Here is an 18,161-nt window from a genome sequence, read left to right as displayed (position 1 = left end):
TTTAACAAGCTCATTATTAGAAAATTAAAGGTATACATTTATTTTTATAATGTTTTTAATTTAGTGCAATATAATTTCTTACTTTTAAAAAAGAAGTATTTTAATCATATATATTGCATGACACACCTGGCCAAAGTGGTTATTTTTAGTTAAATGCTTTAGCAATATTACTAGTATTTGCATATTCTAGAATATAATACCTAAGTTGTTGAAAGGTGGAATGTTTTTTGTGTGCAAAAATTATTAACTATTATGCCTGCGCAAACTCATCGAAGGGATTTGTAAATTACTTAGACGACAATATTAATTTTCTCGACAGACTTTTTATTCTTAAAGGAGGTCCTGCTACTGGAAAATCTACCCTTATGAAAAGGCTCGGCAAGGAGTGGTACAACAGAGGTTTTGACGTAGAGTACATTCATTCCCCTTGTGATAATAGCTCCGTAGATGGTATTATTCTTCCCTCCTTGGGAATAGGCGTTGTTGACGGAACATATCCTCACGTGGTAGAGCCCAGGGCTCCTGGAGCAATTGAAGAGTACATAAACCTTGGAACTGCATGGGACAGTAAAAAATTAATCCCTCATAAAGACGAAATTCTTAAAATTAATAAGCAAATTGCTATGTGCTATGAAAGTGCTTATAATTTCTTTGCCCAGGCCTTGAGAGTTCATGATGAGTGGGAAAAGATATATATTTCAAATATTGACTTTAACAAAATGAATGAACTTACTCAAGAGACTATCAATACTATAATCGGTAATAATTCTAAAGACAAGCAGGCAGGTGTCAAGAACCGCTTCTTTGGAGGTGCTACACCTAAAGGGTCTGTGGATTTTGTTATGGACCTTACTTCTGATATGTCAAGCAGGTATTTTATTAAGGGGCGACCTGGCTCGGGCAAATCTACCATGCTGAAAAAAATAGCCCAATCTGCCAAGGACAGAGGATTTGATGTGGAGATATATCACTGCGGTTTTGATCCCGCCAGTCTTGATATGGTTATTATCAGAGAATTGTCAGTAGCTGTATTTGACAGTACCTCTCCTCATGAGTATTTCCCTTCCAAAGATACCGATAGAATTATAGATATATACTCCTATGCCATTAAACCCGGTACCGATGAGGAATTCAAAGCAGAACTCGAAGATATCATCGCAAGATATAAAGGGTTGATTCGCGAAGGTACACACTATCTTGCCAAAGCTAAAGACCTTAACGACGACCTTGAAAACATATATATAGATGCAATTGATTATGATATAGTTGATAAAATAAATCATGATTTAAGGCTTAAAATAGACGATTACTTTTTCAATATGGCATAAGATAATAGATAAGGCACCTGGCTGATATTTCTTACTTACCTCAGCCGGGTGCCTCTATTTTAAAGTTCCAGCATAAACTGATAGATTTTATCCATAATTGTAGGAATATTCTCATGTCCGTAATCAGGATAAATCAGCATCTGCTTTTTAGAAGTAATTTTATTATAAGCTGAGAACTGTGTTGAAGGCGGACATATATTATCCATCAGTCCCACACCCATAAGAACCTCTCCTTTTATATGTTTGACAAGATATTGCACATCTATATACCCCAATTTCTCGAAGACTTCATCTTCTCTCTCATGAAGGGGGTCAAAGAGTCTAAAGTAATCTCTGATATCACTATATGCATCCTTTGCTAAATCCATTTCCCAAACCCTTTTGTAGTCGCACAGGAATGGATATACAGGTGCAAGTCTTTTAATACGAGGTTCTAATGATGCACAGACAAGAGTCAAAGCTCCTCCTTGGGAAAATCCCATAGCCCCTACTCGGTTCTCGTCGACCTCTGGCATTGACATTACAACTTTAGCCAGTTGAGCCGTATCAAGAAATACATGTCTGAAAAACATATTTTCAGGGTTATCATCCAGTCCTCTTATTATATGACCGTGGACAGTATCCCCCTTTACACATCCAGAATCCTCTGAGTATCCTCCTTGACCACGAACATCAAGAGCTGCAACCGAGTACCCCATGGCAACAAAATTCAATTTGTCATTCCAGTCACCACTGTTGCTTGTATACCCATGGAATTGCAGTATAGCAGGATGTGGTTTATTTACTCCTTTAGGGCGTAAATATTTAGCATGTACCCTTGCTCCCCTTACTCCTGTAAAATAAAGGTCAAAGCATTCTGCAAAAGGTACCTGAAAGTTAGACGGAACAAGTTCAACCTGAGGGTCAACAGTTTCCAGTTCTTCCTTTGCCTTAGCCCAGTATTCGTCAAAATCCGGCGGGCACGGATTAATTCCATTATACTTTTTTAGTTCTGCCAATGGCATATCAATTAACGGCATATACGAGTTTCCTTTCCATTTTCCATATATTTTTAATTTATATATTTTATAATATTGCTTATAAAAAAACTACCCTTGTATGAACAGTATTATTTATCCGACTGTCCATACAAAGGAAGTAAAATGGGGGAATATGCTAAAGTTTAAGCAATGCAGTTAATAAATAATTTACTAAAAATAATACCGTTACAATGTACATGACAGGGTGTACAGACTTTGCTTTTCCTTTAAATATCTTTACAACTACATACATAATAAATCCAGAAGCGATACCGCTTGATATACTGTATGCAAACGGCATTAATGCTGCTGTAAAGAATGCCGGCAAAGCCTCTTCAAAGTCATCCCATTTTATTTTTGCAAAGCTTCCCATCATCAGTACCCCAACAATTATTAACGCCGGTGCCGTAGCAGCAGCCGGAATTACTCCTGCAATAGGTGCAAACAGCAGACACAAAGCAAAAAGTATGGCAGTAAATACCGATGTAAGACCTGTTCTTCCTCCAGCGCCTATACCAGCTGCACTTTCAACATATGTTGTTGTGTTTGATGTACCAAATAATGCACCAATTGATGTAGCAATAGCATCTGCAAACAGTGCCTTATCCATTTTAGACTTAAAGCCTTTTCCTGCAAACAGCTCAGCTTCATCCTTGTCATCGAATATACCACTTTTACGGCCTGTCCCGATGAAAGTTCCTATTGTATCAAATGTATCTGATAAGCTGAATGCAAGAATTGTTACCAAAACAAGGGCCAACTTCCCAGGGTCATTGAACAGACCTACAAAGTCCATTTTAAATGCCGTCTGGGTAACGTCAGCTAAATTGTATGAAGAAGACATTGAAATGTCTGTAACATTTAATGGAATACCGATTATAGTAGATGCAATTATACCTATAAGTATTGCACCTTTTAATTTAAGAATCATTAAAACAGCTGTTATTACAAGACCTATCAGTGCTACCTGGGCAACCGGACTTGTGAAATTCACAAAAGCCGGAACTACATTTGCACCATCAGCCACCACCGTAGCGGAAGTTGGGTCATCTCCTAAAATTTGAAGTGGTGCATAAGACTTGCCTTCAGATGTAAATTTTATAAATCCTGCACTTTTGAAACCTATATAAGCGATAAATAATCCAATACCACCGCCTATAGCTAACTGAAGGGATTCAGGAATAGCCTTAATAATCAACTTTCTTACCTGAGTTACCGTAATAATTATGTTTATGACACCGCAGATAAACACCATTGCCAAAGCCTGCTGCCAAGTATAGTTCAAACCGAATACAACTGTAAAAGTAAAAAATGCATTTAATCCCATACCTGGAGCTTGCGCATAAGGAACATTAGCAAATAAGCCCATAATAAGTGTTCCTACAACTGCTGCAAGTATTGTTGCAACATATACCCCACCTTTAGGAATACCCGTCTGCCCCAGAATAGTAGGGTTTACAAAAATGATATAAGCCATTGTAAAAAAGGTAGTGAATCCAGCCATTGCTTCAGTTGCAACATTGGTCCCACTCTCTTTTAGTTTGAATTGCCTTTCAAAAAAACTCATTGTTTCCCCTCCTGAAATCATATCGTCATAGCTATTACCAGTACTTTCAAAAACAGGGTAATTTTATGACGTATTTTGAATAAATTTGTCAAAAATACAGGAATATTGTATCATATTTATTACTATTATCAAGCTCATTTACAGTATTCTTTAAAATAAACTTTTTTATGTTTCAATATGGATTTAAACCATAAAATGTCTGGTGGTAATTATTTCAGATATTTTTGCAGGAAGTGAAAAAGGCAAAACCAGCGAATTGCTGGTTTTGCCTTTTTTAAATTTAAAATTTACTTTGGAGTAGTAACTTCTTTGTTGGTCTTTTGACCAGGATTAGGAACCTGTCCGGCACTTGTCTTAACTCTTGCCTTCCTTTGATCAGGCTGTTGTTTTTTTGACATTATCTTTTGCCTCCGAAAATTATATTGTATTTTCGTTTTTATTGTGACAGGTTCCATAAAAAATTATTCTTAAATTACTTTTTTTCTTGTATTTGACTTGGATGCTTTTCAAAAAAATCAACTCTTGGTTCTAGGAACCTCAGCTTATGATTTTCGGGATCCTCCATGAAATCATAAATAGTATCAAATATACGCTCCCAATTCCAGAATTCCTCACCAAGGTTAAGATATTCAAGTATCATCTCTGTTCCCTTTGGTGCAATCGGATGCATAAGAACAGTTGCAGTTCTCACCATATGAAAAGAATCAACCAATACCTTTGTTCTTAACTCATCATCATTATCCTGCTCTGCCTGCTTAATATACTTTGACCAGTATTTATTAATATTTCTGATGTAGCTGTCCATAAGGCTCATAACCAAATGAAAATCTGTTTTGAACATCAATCTTTCATATTCAAGTATGGTCTTTTTTGATTCCTCTAGAATCTCACTGCTTATATCTGCAACAGGGACTTTACCGTCATAATACTTCTGAGCAGTATAGAAGCAAGATCTTACTGCCCTGTTAAATACATTTGAGAGCAGGTTTCCTTCTTTTAAAACAGGGTCACTGTCCTTTTCATTGGCATTAGGATTGAATGGTTTAGGCTGGAAACCTACACTTTTAATTCCTAATCCAAGACTTAAGAAATGGGCCCTTAATTGCTCAAATGTATAGTGATTAAGTAATTCATCGGCCTTTGGTGGCTTGATTGCACTGCTGCTGCTGGCTTTTTTATTTAAAAACAATACATGGTTATTACATATCAGTTTTGGCAGCTGCAGCTCGCCTTCCGGCGGATTTACAGATACCTCTTTGCCCTGACTTCCCATAAACATAGCCATTTCTACCGGGCCATAGAAATATATATTATCTTCCCCTATAAACTGATATACCTGCGCTTCTTTAGAACACCACCAATCTTTCCATGCATTTGAAGCTTTCTCCTGTTGCTCCAGATATGTCATTGTAAAAGATATAGGAGCCCAAAGAGATTCCGGCCAAACCCATATGGTTAAATCCTTCATATCCTCTAATACAGGCGAAGGAACTCCCCAAGGGACATTACCCGTCAATCTGAACGGCACAAGGGTTTTTCCAGTACGGAAACGGACACCGTTTTCAGCAAGTACCAAACACGCTGCTTCTCTCTCTGAAAGATTTTTAAACACCATAAGTACAGATGACTTATTTTTTTCATCTCTCAATTCATATCCAGGAAGCTTATCCTTTATAGACTCAACTACTTCCATCTGATCTCTCTTTACGTATATAGCAGGTGGCTCCAAAAACTCTCCAATGCTTTTAATAACAAATTTTCTAGAGCTTGGGTCCTTCTCTAACTGGCTTACCCACTGGGTCAGTAAATCATGAAATTCGTCAAGCTCAAAGTACCAATTGGTTACATCCCTCATTTCAGGTTTTTTACCTGAAAGGGTACTTTTAGGATTAATTAAATCTATAGGCATATACTGATGTCCCAATGCGCATTCATCTGCATAGCCGCGTTCTGATGAACATCCGGCAATAGGGCATTGTCCTACAACCTGACGTCCATTAAGAAAAACATCAAGCTCTGTATCATAGAATTGTGATGTAGTTATCTTTTTAAGATGTCCGTTTGAATACAGATTATTAATAAAATCAGAAGAAACTTTTTTATGAATTTCGGCCGCACGCCCTAAGGCTGAGGCTGCAAAAATACTTATGTCGATTTGATATGCATCAAGTACTTCTTTTTGCTTTTTATGATTATAAGTAACAAATTCATCTATAGTCCCATCAAAATCGCCGCTATCAACCAACTTACGATAATATTCCAATATAGGAGAGCCATAGCAATCAGTACCCGACACAAAGATTACATTTTCTTTTCCGATGCGGTCTTTAAGAAAACGTGCATAGGTATCAGCATGTACAAAAACTCCACCAATATGTCCTAAGTGAAGTTCTTTATTTCCATATGGCATTCCAGCGGTTACGATAGCACGTTTAGGGAACTTGGGTCTTGAATTTGTTATGTCAAATTCATCTATTGAATTAGTACTTTTTCCTTTCTGATCATTCATACAATAGAAATCTCCTTAATACCATAATTTGTGACAGATTACATTTATCTGTTTATTTTTAGCTAATTGTATCACTATTTATCTGCCCTGTAAACTAATAATGTCGTTCAACCTCATGGTTATAAGCATTTACAGGTTACTAACCTTAATTGATACAATTTATTATTGCCATAAATCCGCCACGTATAATGATAGTAAACATAAAAACTAGTAAAATCTTTATATCTTTTCTACGATTTCCAGTGCTACGGTTACATTTCTTTTGTCTCCCATTAATTCCATCTCTATCAAAGCTTGCCTTTTATGTCTATTAATTTTTCTTATTATACTTTCCCTGCCCTTAAGAGGTCCGCTCATTATATGTACTTTATCTCCCTTTATAAATCCCCTTGATGATTCGATACAACGTTGGTTATTACATAAATCAAGCAGCATCTGTTTTTCAGATTCCCTGACTTCTATCTCATTATCGGAATATTTTAATATTCCAACTATATCACTTGATAAATGTATTCGATTGCTCATATTTTTAAGGAACTCATACCCTGGCATCCTAGACTCAATAAAAACATATCCAGGGAATAAAGGTTTTAGTTCTCTTTTTACTACCCCTGACATTTTAAAAAGAAATTCATGCAATGGAATAAATGGATTAGCCATTTCATTATCAGCTATTTTATTCATATATTGCTGTACTCGATATTCCTTACCAGATTTAACAAATAGTATATACCAGTACATCCCAATTTACCGTCCTTTTACTCAGTCTCGCCTATCAGTTGGCATACCGGAAAGCTACATGTAATCAGATTATACTGCCAATAAGTATTTAACATAGCTAATCAGCAATTAAACACTCTTTGGATTTGCTTCAGTATTGCCTACTTTTGTATTAATAAAACCAATTATATACTTTTTCTAAATTCAGGTAAATTATTTAAATCAAAGAAAATAATACCAAAAAATTTATATAAAATATAAAGTAACCTTTTTATGTAATCCATAGTAAAATATAAACTTACTCATAAAAAGTACACCTCTACAAGTTGGACTTTTTATCCATCATATAGAGGTGTACTGAAAAAATTTCCCATATTATAAATTTATAGCAAAACTACTTAACGTTAAATATTACTTCCAACGGCTTCTTACCTGATAATCTTTCACTGACCTTATCTGGCTGCGTTCCGCCAACATACAAAGTGAATTCACCATTTTCGATATAACGTTTTCCTTCTTCGTCAACTATGGTCATTGCTTTTGAATCAATTTCAAAAGTCACGGTCTTCTTTTCTCCGCTCTTTAAGTGTATTCGTTTAAAGCCACAAAGACTGTGTTTAGGAACTCTCACCGAAGCTTCCATATCTTTTATATACACCTGTACAACTTCATCCGAATCAACACTTCCTGTATTCTGAACATCTACTGATACAGAAAGGTTCTCTCCATTGTTTACAGTCCGAGGACACACTATATTGGAGTATTCAAAACTTGTATAAGATAAGCCAAATCCGAAAGGATACAAGGCATCACCTTTCATAAACTTGTAGGTTCTGTTCTCCATAGAGTAGTCTTTAAATGGAGGAAGTTCTTCTGTTGATTTATAGAAAGTAACAGGAAGTCTTCCGGCAGGAGAATAATCTCCGAATATCATTTCTGCAAATGCAAGGCCGCCCATTGAACCCGGATACCAGCACTGAACTATGGCAGCTGCCTTATCGGCTGCTTCACCAATTGACAAAGCGCTTCCGGAAAGCAATGCTACAATAGTAGGTTTACCTGTTGCCAGAACCGCATTAAGCAGTTTTCTTTGGGATTCAGGAAGATTGAGATCAGCCTTGTCTCCTCCTGCATCCAGTATTACAGTACCCTGATCATTCTGTTCTCCTTCAATTGAAGCATCAAGTCCGAGACACAGAATGACTACATCACTTCTCTCCGCCATAGAAACAGCCTCTTGAAGTCTGTCATCAGGCTGAGCAAGATCCTCTTCTCTGTTCATGAAAAGATGACTCCCCACAGAATACCATACCCGTGTATCCTCGGAGACCCTTTTACGTATACCGTCAAGTATAGTGATGCTTTGAGACGGAGTTCCGCTGTAGTTGGCCCTAAGAGCTAAACTGTTGTCTGCATTCGGACCGATAACAGCTATATTTTTGATTTTATTGCTGTCCAATGGCAATAATCCGTCATTTTTAAGTAATACCATTGATTTTTTTGCAGCTTCAAGTGATAGTTTGTTGTGCTCCACGGAGTCATTTACTTCATAAGGAATCTTATCAAACTCACAGTCGTCATCAAACATACCCAGCTTCATTCTGGTTGTCATAAGTCTGATAGCTGCACGGTCAATATCCTCCTCAGTAATTTTGCCTTCTTTAAGGGCAAGAAGAATAAGAAGATACATATTTCCGCAGTTAAGGTCACAACCACTCTGTAATGCAAGTGCCACAGATTCAGTTGGTGTTTTGGTAACTCCGTGACCTTCATGGAAATCCTTTATTGCCCAACAGTCTGAAACAACGTGTCCATCGAAGCCCCATTGGTCTCTTAAAATATCCTTTAATAGGGTTTTGCTTCCGTTGCAAGGTTCTCCGTTGGTTCTGTTATAAGCTCCCATTACCGATTCTACTTTTGCTTCTTTAACTAGAGCTTCAAAAGCCGGCAAATAGGTTTCATACAAATCTTTTTGCGAAACAACCGCATTAAAGTGATGTCTATCATCCTCCGGTCCGCTGTGAACCGCAAAATGTTTTGCACAGGCAGCTGCTTTAAGATATTTCCCATCCCCCTGCAAACCTTTTACAAATGCAACTCCAAGTCTGGATGTGAGATATGGATCCTCTCCGTAAGTTTCATGTCCTCTACCCCATCTTGGGTCCCTAAATATATTTACATTTGGCGACCAAAAGGTTATACCTTTGTATATATCCCTGTCACCTTTTTTTCTGCTTTCGTTGTATTTAGCTCTTCCTTCCGTTGCAATTACGTCTGCAATTTTCTCAAGAAATTCATCATCAAATATTGCAGCCATTCCTATTGCTTGTGGAAATACTGTTGCAATACCTGCTCTTGCAACTCCATGGAGAGCCTCGTTCCACCAATTATATCTGGGAATTCCCAGTCTTTCTACAGGCTGTGCGTCATACCTAAGTTGTGAAGCTTTTTCTTCTAAAGTCATTCTTGATACAAGATCGGCAGCTCTTTCCTTAAAAGAAAGGCTTTTGTCCAAATATTTTGGTTTTTCCATTTTCCAACCTCCACACCCAAATTTATGAGTTTAATAAAGTAACATCACTTAATAACCTATTATACATGGTATCAAGGAATATTATAAAGCCTTTTTAGCCTTTTACTGCTCCAACAACAAGACTATCCTGGACTTTTTTACTCATTATTGAATAAATGATTAAAGTTGGAATTGTAGCTACCATAAGTCCGGCGCCTATAGGTCCCCACTCTGTTGTATACTGTCCTGCTAAAGACTGGATACCAACTGTTAATGTCTTGTATTTTGCATCACTTATGAACACAACAGCATACATCAGTTCATTCCATGCCTGAAGGAATGTAAATATTGTAACTGTTGCAATTGCCGGCTTCATAAGTGGAAGTATGATTGTGAAAAATATTTTATAAATGCTGCAACCGTCTATACATGCAGCCTCCTCCATTTCCCTTGGAATAGAGCCCATAAATCCTGAAAAAATCAGCAATGCCATAGGTATTGCAAATGCAGTATACGGAGCTATCAGTGCCCAGTAGGAATTAACCATCTTTAAGTTTCTCAGCATTACAAATATAGGTAGAAGTGCTGAATGGAGAGGAACTGTCAACCCCAGTATAAAAAATGAATTTAGGGGCTTTCTCAGTTTAAATACCATTCTAGTCAGTGCATATGAGGCCATAACTGCAATTATAGTTGTAAGTATAATAGTTGCTGCCGTTACAATTACACTGTTTACGAAGTACCTTCCTACATTCCCCTGCAATAGCGCATTGCTGTAGTTTGACCACAACCATTTCCCCGGAAGTCCTATAGGGTTTCCCCCGAAAATTTCGGAATTATCTTTTAATGAGAAGGAGAACATCCAATATAGAGGAAACAATTGAATAACTGCTACTATAAAAAGTGCAGCATACATAAGGACCTTTGATATGGAAAATCCTGACCTTCTATTTTGAACTCTGTCACTCATTTTGCCTCCTCCTTTTCTCTAAACAATAGACCTACAAGAATGGATAAGGCAAAACATTCAAGTATTACAAATACAGCCATTGCACTGCCATAACCGTACTGGTTACCTTTAAATATTGTGCTTACCATATATGTGCCTATTACTTCACTTGCATGAGCAGGGCCACCGCCTGTCAAAACATATACAAGATCAAATACTTTCAGTGCACCTGTAACAGCAAATATAACTGATACATTTAATACAGGCTTCAACATCGGTATTGTTATTTTCATTGATGTATTCCACCAAGAAGACCCGTCAATTACTGCCGCCTCGAAAATATCTGTGGAAATAGATTTTATACCTGCATACATTAAAAGCATATGATATCCGATATACTGCCATATTATCGGAATGAACGTAGCCGCCAATGCCCTTTTTGGATCACCCAGCCACTCTGATGCAAAAGATTCCAAACCTATAGCCTTTAATAATATGTTAAGTATTCCATACTCAGGATTATATATTTTCATCCATAGCTGCCCGATAACAACTGTAGAAATAATAACAGGTACAAAGTAAATAGTTACAAGACTCTTTTCAAATTTAACACCTTTTGCAAGTGTAAGAGCTAAAAGCAACGAAATCGGAAGCTGAATAAATACTGATGCAATTGCCAGAATTAATGAATTCACTGCTGCTTTGACGAATATGGGATCAGAAAGAAGTCCTTTATAGTTTTGAAGACCTATAAAAGTACCTTCACCAAATCCCGACCATTCCTGCAAGCTATAATACGTTGACATTATGATAGGTATTATTATTAATCCGATAAACACAACTAAAGCCGGAAACAGGAAAAATACTATTGCCTTCTTATTGCCTAAAACTTTATCCACCAAACTCACTTCCTTCTATAGTTCATATAATATAGCGTCCATTTTTTGCCCCGAGTTGTTGACATAAGCAAACAAATGGACGCCCTTTTTTATCTTTGATTACTTACCATAAATTGATTGTAAACTGTCAACAAACTTCTCCGGTGTTTTTGTACCCATAAACAATTCCTGTAGGGCATTCAGATAAGTCTCTGTGTCTTTACCGGCAAGGAGTGTATCCCACCAAATTGTAAATGATTCAGCATCCTTTGTCAGATCAACAACATCAACAAGTGAAGGGTTCAGTTTGCTTTCATCAACATCTGTTTTCCATGCAGGCATTGATGCACCTGAAAGGTAAGATTCCCTTGCCATGTTTTCAGCAAAGTAAATTTGAAACTTAATTGCTTCTTCTTTGTTCTTTGAATTTGCACTTACCATTACAGCGTCAACAGCTCCTCCTGTAAATTGCTTTGGATTTCCAACACCATCTGGTATTGAAGGAAAGGATATTGCCTTGATTTTTCCTGCAACTTTTGAATCCTTTGAGCCTGCTTTTCCTGCAGTCCAGCTACCTTTGAACATCATTGGTATTTTTCCTTCAAAGAATGGCACTTCCGCTTCATCATTTGAGACACCGGCAGCACCCTTTGAGAATGCACCTGCATCAACTAACTCTTTAAATCTGTTAGCAGCATTCAGAAACTCAGGGTCTTTGAATGAACCTTGTTTTGTAAGAGTTTTTGTAATCTTTTCTGGCCCTGCTGCTCTTAATGCAATAACATCAAAGTACATTGCAATTGTCCATTTGTCCTTACCTGATACAGCCATAGGAGTTATTCCTTTGGATTTAAAGGTTTTAACTGCTGTTAAAAGCTCGTCCCAAGTAGTAGGAATCTTTACTCCGTTATTTTCAAAAAGCTCTGTATTTACAAACAATGCTCCGCAGGAAAGGAAAAATGGCAAACCGTAGACCTTTCCATCATAAGTTACATTGGTTAATGCTCCGTTAACAAGTTTGTTCTTTAAATCATCAGTTAAATATGAATCAAGCTGTACTACTGAATTTGACTTAACGAATGGCTCTGAAAAACCACCACCCCATGTAGAAAAAATATCAGGGAGTTCATTTGCTGCCGCCATTGCTTTTATCTTAGTTTTATATGCTTCATTCTCGTTAGTATCAACCTTAATCTTTACATTTGGATTTGCGGCCTGATAGTCATCGATAACTTTCTTAGCTGCTGGTGTAAACGGGTCTGCTGCTGAACCCCAAATATGACTGAACTTCAATTCAACATTTTTAGCATTGTTTCCACCTGCGTTATTAGTAGTTCCTGCTGCATTGTCATCTGTTGTATTTTTACTGCACGCCACCGTTCCAACCGATAATATACCAGCAAGCATAAATGCTGCTGCTCTTTTTGCCACCGTCTTTTTCTTCATCCTTATTCCTCCTTGAAACAATGTAATATGGTATCTTATTTTTGATATATTTGTGCAACTTATATAATAGCGTTATGTCAATTTCTAAACTGCACATGGTATAATTACTTGATACGCTAGTTTGAAACTATTATTTGCATTTTTACGGAGTTATATATGAAATATTAAAAGCATTTTATGGAAACAGAAAAAAGCATGTTTTTAAATACTTCTATAAAGAAGCAAGATACGTTTTTGACAGTTATATTCCCATCATTATTTCGATGGCACACAATGAATTTGTTTTAGAAAATAATTGAATTTGACAATGACACCAACTGCTTTGTAAAGTGTCTTAAAAAAGTCTCAGGGTTAGCATTTACCGAGTATAATAAACAACAAAAGGCCTCGGAAGCATTTGATTAATGCTTTCCTTTGGCCTTTTCTCTCAGTTGCTTTAACATATCTTTGAGATGGTTAAGCTGTTCCTCATACTTTATACTTTTCATGTTCGGGAAAGCTTTAATTAAACGGTGCCCGCTGCCCCTTTTCTGGCTAAGAGCCTCAAACTTCTCTCTTAACATGAGATTCAGCTCATTTTTCCCTTCTTCCGCTAAAAGCCGAAGTTTTTCAAAACTCTTAAATAACTCTCTCTCATTAAACCAATCCAGTATTTCTCTATTCTTTTTCAAATCCTCGGTAAATTCGTAAAGCTTTTTAAGCCGTTCATTGAGATTCACCAGAGTGTTAATGGTAAACAGCATATCAATTGCATACGCTGCAATAAGTGCTATCCCGGATACTCTTACCCATATTTCAGGGATTAATAAAACAACATGGGTTATTGCGGGATGTAGAACCTTGACCAAAACAACGCATAGTATTCCGAATAGAACTGAATTTCTCAGGCACACCCGTCCGTTGAGGTTAAATCTTCTATTTGAATAGTCCCACCATCTCGTGCTGAAAAATATCTCCAGCAACCATCCGGTTATGTACTCCAGTATACTGGTAAGCGCAAGTCCTGCCAAAAATATCACAGGTATTCCTGATTGAGCAGGTTTCAGTAAAAAAATCACCAGCATTGCACCAAAGCCGTATACAGGACAAATGGGTCCTGCCAGAAACCCCCTGTTTACTATTCTTTTAGATAATATAGAGCAGTACACCACCTCGCATACCCATCCTATAAAGCTATATATAGTAAGATAGATAATGAATTCATAAAAACTGCTCATCCTGACTCCCCCCAAATACATATTACAGGACATATTTTCTATAAATCCTCTTACTCAATATTATCTTCACAGCCAATTAGCATTTCCTTATAGTTCCTTGAACTTTTTAACGCCTATTGTACTTAATGCTTTTATGAGAACAAAAGCTAATATAGCCAAAAATACACAAACCAGTTCCATAAACAGATTTGTGTTAGAAGGCTTTATAAGAATAAAAAGAACCGCTGGTATTCCTATGATAATAACGTTAATAATCATGGTTATAAAAACACTTGCACTTTGCTTTACTGCTGCAACCTGTGAAGTCCATTCAAGTTTAGGAAAGTACAGGTTTACCAAAATACCCATAACAGGAGAAACTATACACAATAGCAGCAAAAGCAAAAATAGAACAATTATCGTTTCGGTACTCAATTTAAAGGCAAATGCCACAATTACCATATTAACAATAAGCGCCGGAATAGTCAGCGTCATATTGAGGAGTATTTTACTCCAAAGTATATTTTCTATTTTTAAAGGAAGTGATTTGATAATCCAAAGGTTTTTTCCCTCAAGGGATATTGACGATGCAGTAACAAAGGTGAAACTAATGCAAAATGCAAAAACCAGAGCAATCGCTGGCGCTACATATGAACCCGCCATTGGGAGTTCTAACATCATTGCAACCTTATCCTTACCAAAAACAGCAACTGCCAGCGAAAAGACCAGCATCATTATTACACCAACCGCAGTATTGGTTACGTATATATACGACGATAGATAGAATTTAAATTCCTTGATATACAGAGCTCTCATAACCCCTGAGGCCTTTAGGCTTGTAATCTTGTAGTTAGATGATTTATATCTTTCTGACATTTTGGAATTTATTGTTTTAAAGCCCTTGGCGAATATATAAATAAACGCACTGAAAATTGCTACACTAACTATTAAAAAGGCTGCCATATACAAAAGATTTGTGCTACTTAAGGCTTTAATATATAAGTTTGTCCAAAAAAGAACTTTTATCACACCGGATATTGCCGGAATAGCACTCTGAACCTGCTCTTGATTAATTCCGGTAATCATGTTGGGCAGAACCATAAATGCAATAATAATAACAAAAGTTCCTATCAACATTAAAACATTAGTGGATCTGAACTTGGAGGATATACGTCCCAGTATATAAGCTAAAACAGCACCTATGGATATTGGAATAAGGGGAACAAACAATGTTGCCACGGCAGCAAAAACATAGTATATTGGCCCACTATGAGTTTTTATTCCGTAAATGACCAATGAAGGAATTCCAGCAAGTATACTTATGGCAAGGTTTGAAAGATAAACAAAAATCATCTTACTTGCCAGTACTGCCGATGGTTTTACAGGCAGAGACATTAGTAAATCAAAATCCCTGAAAGAAAACAGGTATCCCGGTATTTTGTAAATACTCATAAAAAGTGAGAACAGAGTAGTTGACAAAATTGAGCTCCCTATAAGCAATTCCAATGAATTCAACTCCGCAAGAGCATTACCAAGGGGATAGTATAACATAAACATTGTAAAAGCCAGCATACCAAAAGCGTAAACTATAAGTAAACCCAGAAGTATAGTCTTTAGTCTTTCCGCACTTGATTTTGATTTCAATGCCTTGTTTATTCCCCAGGAATTAATTATATTTGCTTTAATTAAAAGAAACATACTATTCATTATCTATCAACTCCAAAAATAATTGCTCAAGTGAGCTGTTTCCTCTTACAGCGTCAGTTTCACCGCTTGTAATGAGCTTGCCGTCCTTTATAATTGCTATCTTGTTACAGAGCTTCTCCGCAACCTCTAAAACATGGGTTGAAAAGAAAATAGCACACCCCTGTCTGCATTTTTCTTTCATAATCTCTTTAAGAGTATGTGCTGCCTTTGGATCAAGTCCGACAAAAGGTTCATCCATAATATACAGACTTGGATTATGAACCAGTGCCGAAATAATAGCAAGTTTTTGCTTCATTCCGTGAGAGTAAGACGAAATTAAATCCCCAAGACTTCCCGTAAGTTCCATCATGTCTGCGTACTCTTTGATAGATTTTTCTCTCTCTTTTGACGAAATGGAGAAAACATCAGCAATAAAATTCAGATATTGAATCCCTGTCATATTTTCATAAAGGTCAGGATTATCCGGTATATACGCAATCATCCTTTTACACTCCAGTGGATCTGTTTTTATGGATTTACCTCCTATACGAATATCTCCTTCAGAGAATTCAAGAATACCAGTAATACACTTTATGGTAGTTGTTTTTCCCGCACCATTGTGTCCTATAAATCCATATATATCACCTTTTTGAATTTCTAATGACAAATTGTCTACTGCCTTTTTTCCACCTTTATAAGTTTTGGATAAATTACTTATTGTAAGCATAATTTCACCTTTCACATAAGTTTTAATGTTATAAGAATTATACTATATTTTACCTAAATTATTAACCATATATTATTTAATTATTTCTACTTGAAGAAATATTTTGAAATTTGTAGATATTTTTGTTTTCTTTTGTCATATTTTGTAGTAAAATATGCTTAGAACGGCAAATTGTATCATTTTTCTACATATTTTGAGGTATAAAATGGATCAATACATACCGATTATAGATATTGTTATAGCCCTATCGAGTGCTATAGATTTGATAAACCCTAATATTTCAAATCATCACAAGAGAGTTGCATATATCTCTTATTGTATCGCTAAAGAAATGGGTTATTCGGAGAATGAGATTAAGGATTTAGTACTGGCCGGCTTGCTTCATGATTGCGGCGCAGTTAATTTGTTTGAAAGGAGTTCTATTTTCGAGTTTGAATTTGGGAATTCCTATTCCAACAGGCATAACCATGGGTATAAAGGATGGTTTATTCTTCGGGACGCAGAGGAATTACGTTCAGCTGCCGATATAATAAAATATCACCATGTATTTTGGAAAGAAATATCTCACAAGCGGTTTCAATCCTGCAAGATACCAAAATTCAGTCATATCCTCCATTTAGCAGACAGAATTGATATACTGATAAATCCTAACCAGGAAATCTTGCAGCAGAAAAAATATATAAGCAAAATGATTCGCAACGGCAAAGATACAATGTTTATGCCCGCAGCAGTTGATGCGTTTGAGAACATTGCCTCAAAACCTTATTTTTGGTTCGATATTACAGGAACTTATGTTGAGGATCTGATACGCAAAATAATGTCGCCATACAAGGTTTATATTAATAGTGAGCTTTTAATTCAATATGCAAATATCGCACACAGAATTATTGATTTCAGAAGTAAATTTACAGCTACCCACTCAATAGGTGTAGCTGCTAGTGCAAGTACTTTGGCCTCTAAGCTTGGGTTTTCTGCTTGCGACAGCAGACTGATGCACTCTGCGGGGCTAATGCATGATTTGGGAAAACTGTGTATCCCAGAAAGTATATTAGAAAAACCCGGTCCCTTAGACCACTATGAATTCAATCTTATGAAAGCACATACATATCATACCTACCGGATACTGGATTCAATTCCCGGTTTGGGAAAAGTACGTGACTGGGCTGCATTCCACCATGAAAAGCTTGATGGTACGGGTTATCCCTTTGGATTGGACTCAAGAAGTCTTGACCTAGGTTCCAGGATACTTGCTGTAAGCGATATGTTTACAGCTCTTACGGAAGAAAGACCTTACAGACATGCCATGTCCCTTAAAGACACGGTTAAGCTTATTAATGAAGTAAATACTCTTGATTATGATGTCAAGTATTGCCTCAACCAAAATATTGAGGAAATAAACGAGATAAGACGTACATCTCAGGAGATTGTTTTCCAGAGCTGTAATGAAATCTTTCCGGAGTTTGATGAAGAACTTAATCTTCACGCATTGTAATTTTATAACTGTAAGCAATTTAAAATTAACATACATACTCCTTCGGACTTGTTTAAAGCAAGTCCATTTTTTTTGGAATAATCTTGTTAACATATTACAAATAATACGGTACACTTTTTTGTTGACATTCAG

Annotated in this window: 13 protein-coding genes; 2 read left to right on the top strand and 11 right to left on the bottom strand. The window is 36.5% G+C overall.

Features of this window, described 5'->3' with window-relative positions; all coding sequences use genetic code 11:
* Positions 1-227 precede the first annotated feature (227 nt).
* Positions 228-1,328 (top strand): PRK06851 family protein, encoded by a 1,101-nt coding sequence (locus tag K412_RS0109495; RefSeq protein ID WP_024832889.1) that lies wholly within the window; start codon positions 228-230, stop codon positions 1,326-1,328.
* A gap of 59 nt (positions 1,329-1,387) precedes the next feature.
* Here the strand turns inward: K412_RS0109495 and K412_RS0109490 are convergent, their stop codons facing one another.
* The 11 genes from K412_RS0109490 to K412_RS0109435 all read right to left on the bottom strand — a co-directional run bounded on the left by K412_RS0109490 (position 1,388) and on the right by K412_RS0109435 (position 16,537).
* Positions 1,388-2,347, bottom strand: a complete 960-nt coding sequence (locus K412_RS0109490; RefSeq protein WP_024832888.1) for an acetylxylan esterase — start codon at positions 2,345-2,347, stop codon at positions 1,388-1,390.
* Between the two features lie 136 nt (positions 2,348-2,483).
* Positions 2,484-3,914, bottom strand: a complete 1,431-nt coding sequence (locus tag K412_RS0109485) for an NCS2 family permease (protein ID WP_024832887.1) — start codon at positions 3,912-3,914, stop codon at positions 2,484-2,486.
* Positions 3,915-4,386: 472 nt separating this feature from the next.
* Entirely contained in the window at positions 4,387-6,423 is a 2,037-nt protein-coding gene (locus K412_RS0109475; protein ID WP_024832886.1) for a class I tRNA ligase family protein, read from the bottom strand.
* Between the two features lie 219 nt (positions 6,424-6,642).
* Positions 6,643-7,164, bottom strand: coding sequence for an antiterminator LoaP (gene loaP, locus K412_RS0109470; RefSeq protein WP_024832885.1), 522 nt, complete (start codon positions 7,162-7,164; stop codon positions 6,643-6,645).
* Positions 7,165-7,537: 373 nt separating this feature from the next.
* Positions 7,538-9,676, bottom strand: a complete 2,139-nt coding sequence (locus tag K412_RS0109465) for a glycoside hydrolase family 3 C-terminal domain-containing protein (protein WP_024832884.1) — start codon at positions 9,674-9,676, stop codon at positions 7,538-7,540.
* 94 nt (positions 9,677-9,770) lie between these two features.
* Positions 9,771-10,625 (bottom strand): carbohydrate ABC transporter permease, encoded by an 855-nt coding sequence (locus tag K412_RS0109460; protein ID WP_024832883.1) that lies wholly within the window; start codon positions 10,623-10,625, stop codon positions 9,771-9,773.
* Positions 10,622-11,506 carry a carbohydrate ABC transporter permease gene (locus K412_RS0109455; protein WP_081741750.1) on the bottom strand — a complete coding sequence of 295 codons (885 nt, stop codon included), beginning with the start codon at positions 11,504-11,506 and terminating at the stop codon, positions 10,622-10,624. Before K412_RS0109455 ends, K412_RS0109460 begins: the two co-directional genes overlap by 4 nt.
* A 96-nt stretch (positions 11,507-11,602) precedes the next feature.
* On the bottom strand, positions 11,603-12,928 hold the full coding sequence (locus K412_RS0109450) for an extracellular solute-binding protein (protein ID WP_024832881.1): 1,326 nt from the start codon (positions 12,926-12,928) through the stop codon (positions 11,603-11,605).
* 401 nt (positions 12,929-13,329) lie between these two features.
* On the bottom strand, positions 13,330-14,145 hold the full coding sequence (locus K412_RS0109445) for a putative ABC transporter permease (RefSeq protein WP_024832880.1): 816 nt from the start codon (positions 14,143-14,145) through the stop codon (positions 13,330-13,332).
* Positions 14,146-14,232: 87 nt separating this feature from the next.
* Positions 14,233-15,831, bottom strand: a complete 1,599-nt coding sequence (locus K412_RS0109440; protein WP_024832879.1) for a putative ABC transporter permease subunit — start codon at positions 15,829-15,831, stop codon at positions 14,233-14,235.
* Positions 15,824-16,537 (bottom strand): ABC transporter ATP-binding protein, encoded by a 714-nt coding sequence (locus K412_RS0109435; RefSeq protein ID WP_024832878.1) that lies wholly within the window; start codon positions 16,535-16,537, stop codon positions 15,824-15,826. The genes K412_RS0109440 and K412_RS0109435 overlap by 8 nt, the downstream gene beginning before the upstream one ends.
* 205 nt (positions 16,538-16,742) lie before the next feature.
* Here K412_RS0109435 and K412_RS0109430 point away from each other — a divergent pair, with 205 nt between their 5' ends.
* Positions 16,743-18,029: an HD-GYP domain-containing protein gene (locus K412_RS0109430; RefSeq protein ID WP_024832877.1), complete on the top strand. Its 1,287-nt coding sequence runs from the start codon at positions 16,743-16,745 to the stop codon at positions 18,027-18,029.
* Positions 18,030-18,161: the final 132 nt, after the last annotated feature.

Origin of the sequence: Ruminiclostridium josui JCM 17888, assembly GCF_000526495.1 — a bacterium.
In the GTDB taxonomy this organism is placed as follows: Bacteria; Bacillota; Clostridia; order Acetivibrionales; family DSM-1351; genus Ruminiclostridium; species Ruminiclostridium josui.
Note: the sequence above shows the minus strand (reverse complement) of the source record. Positions and strands in the feature narration are given on the sequence as shown.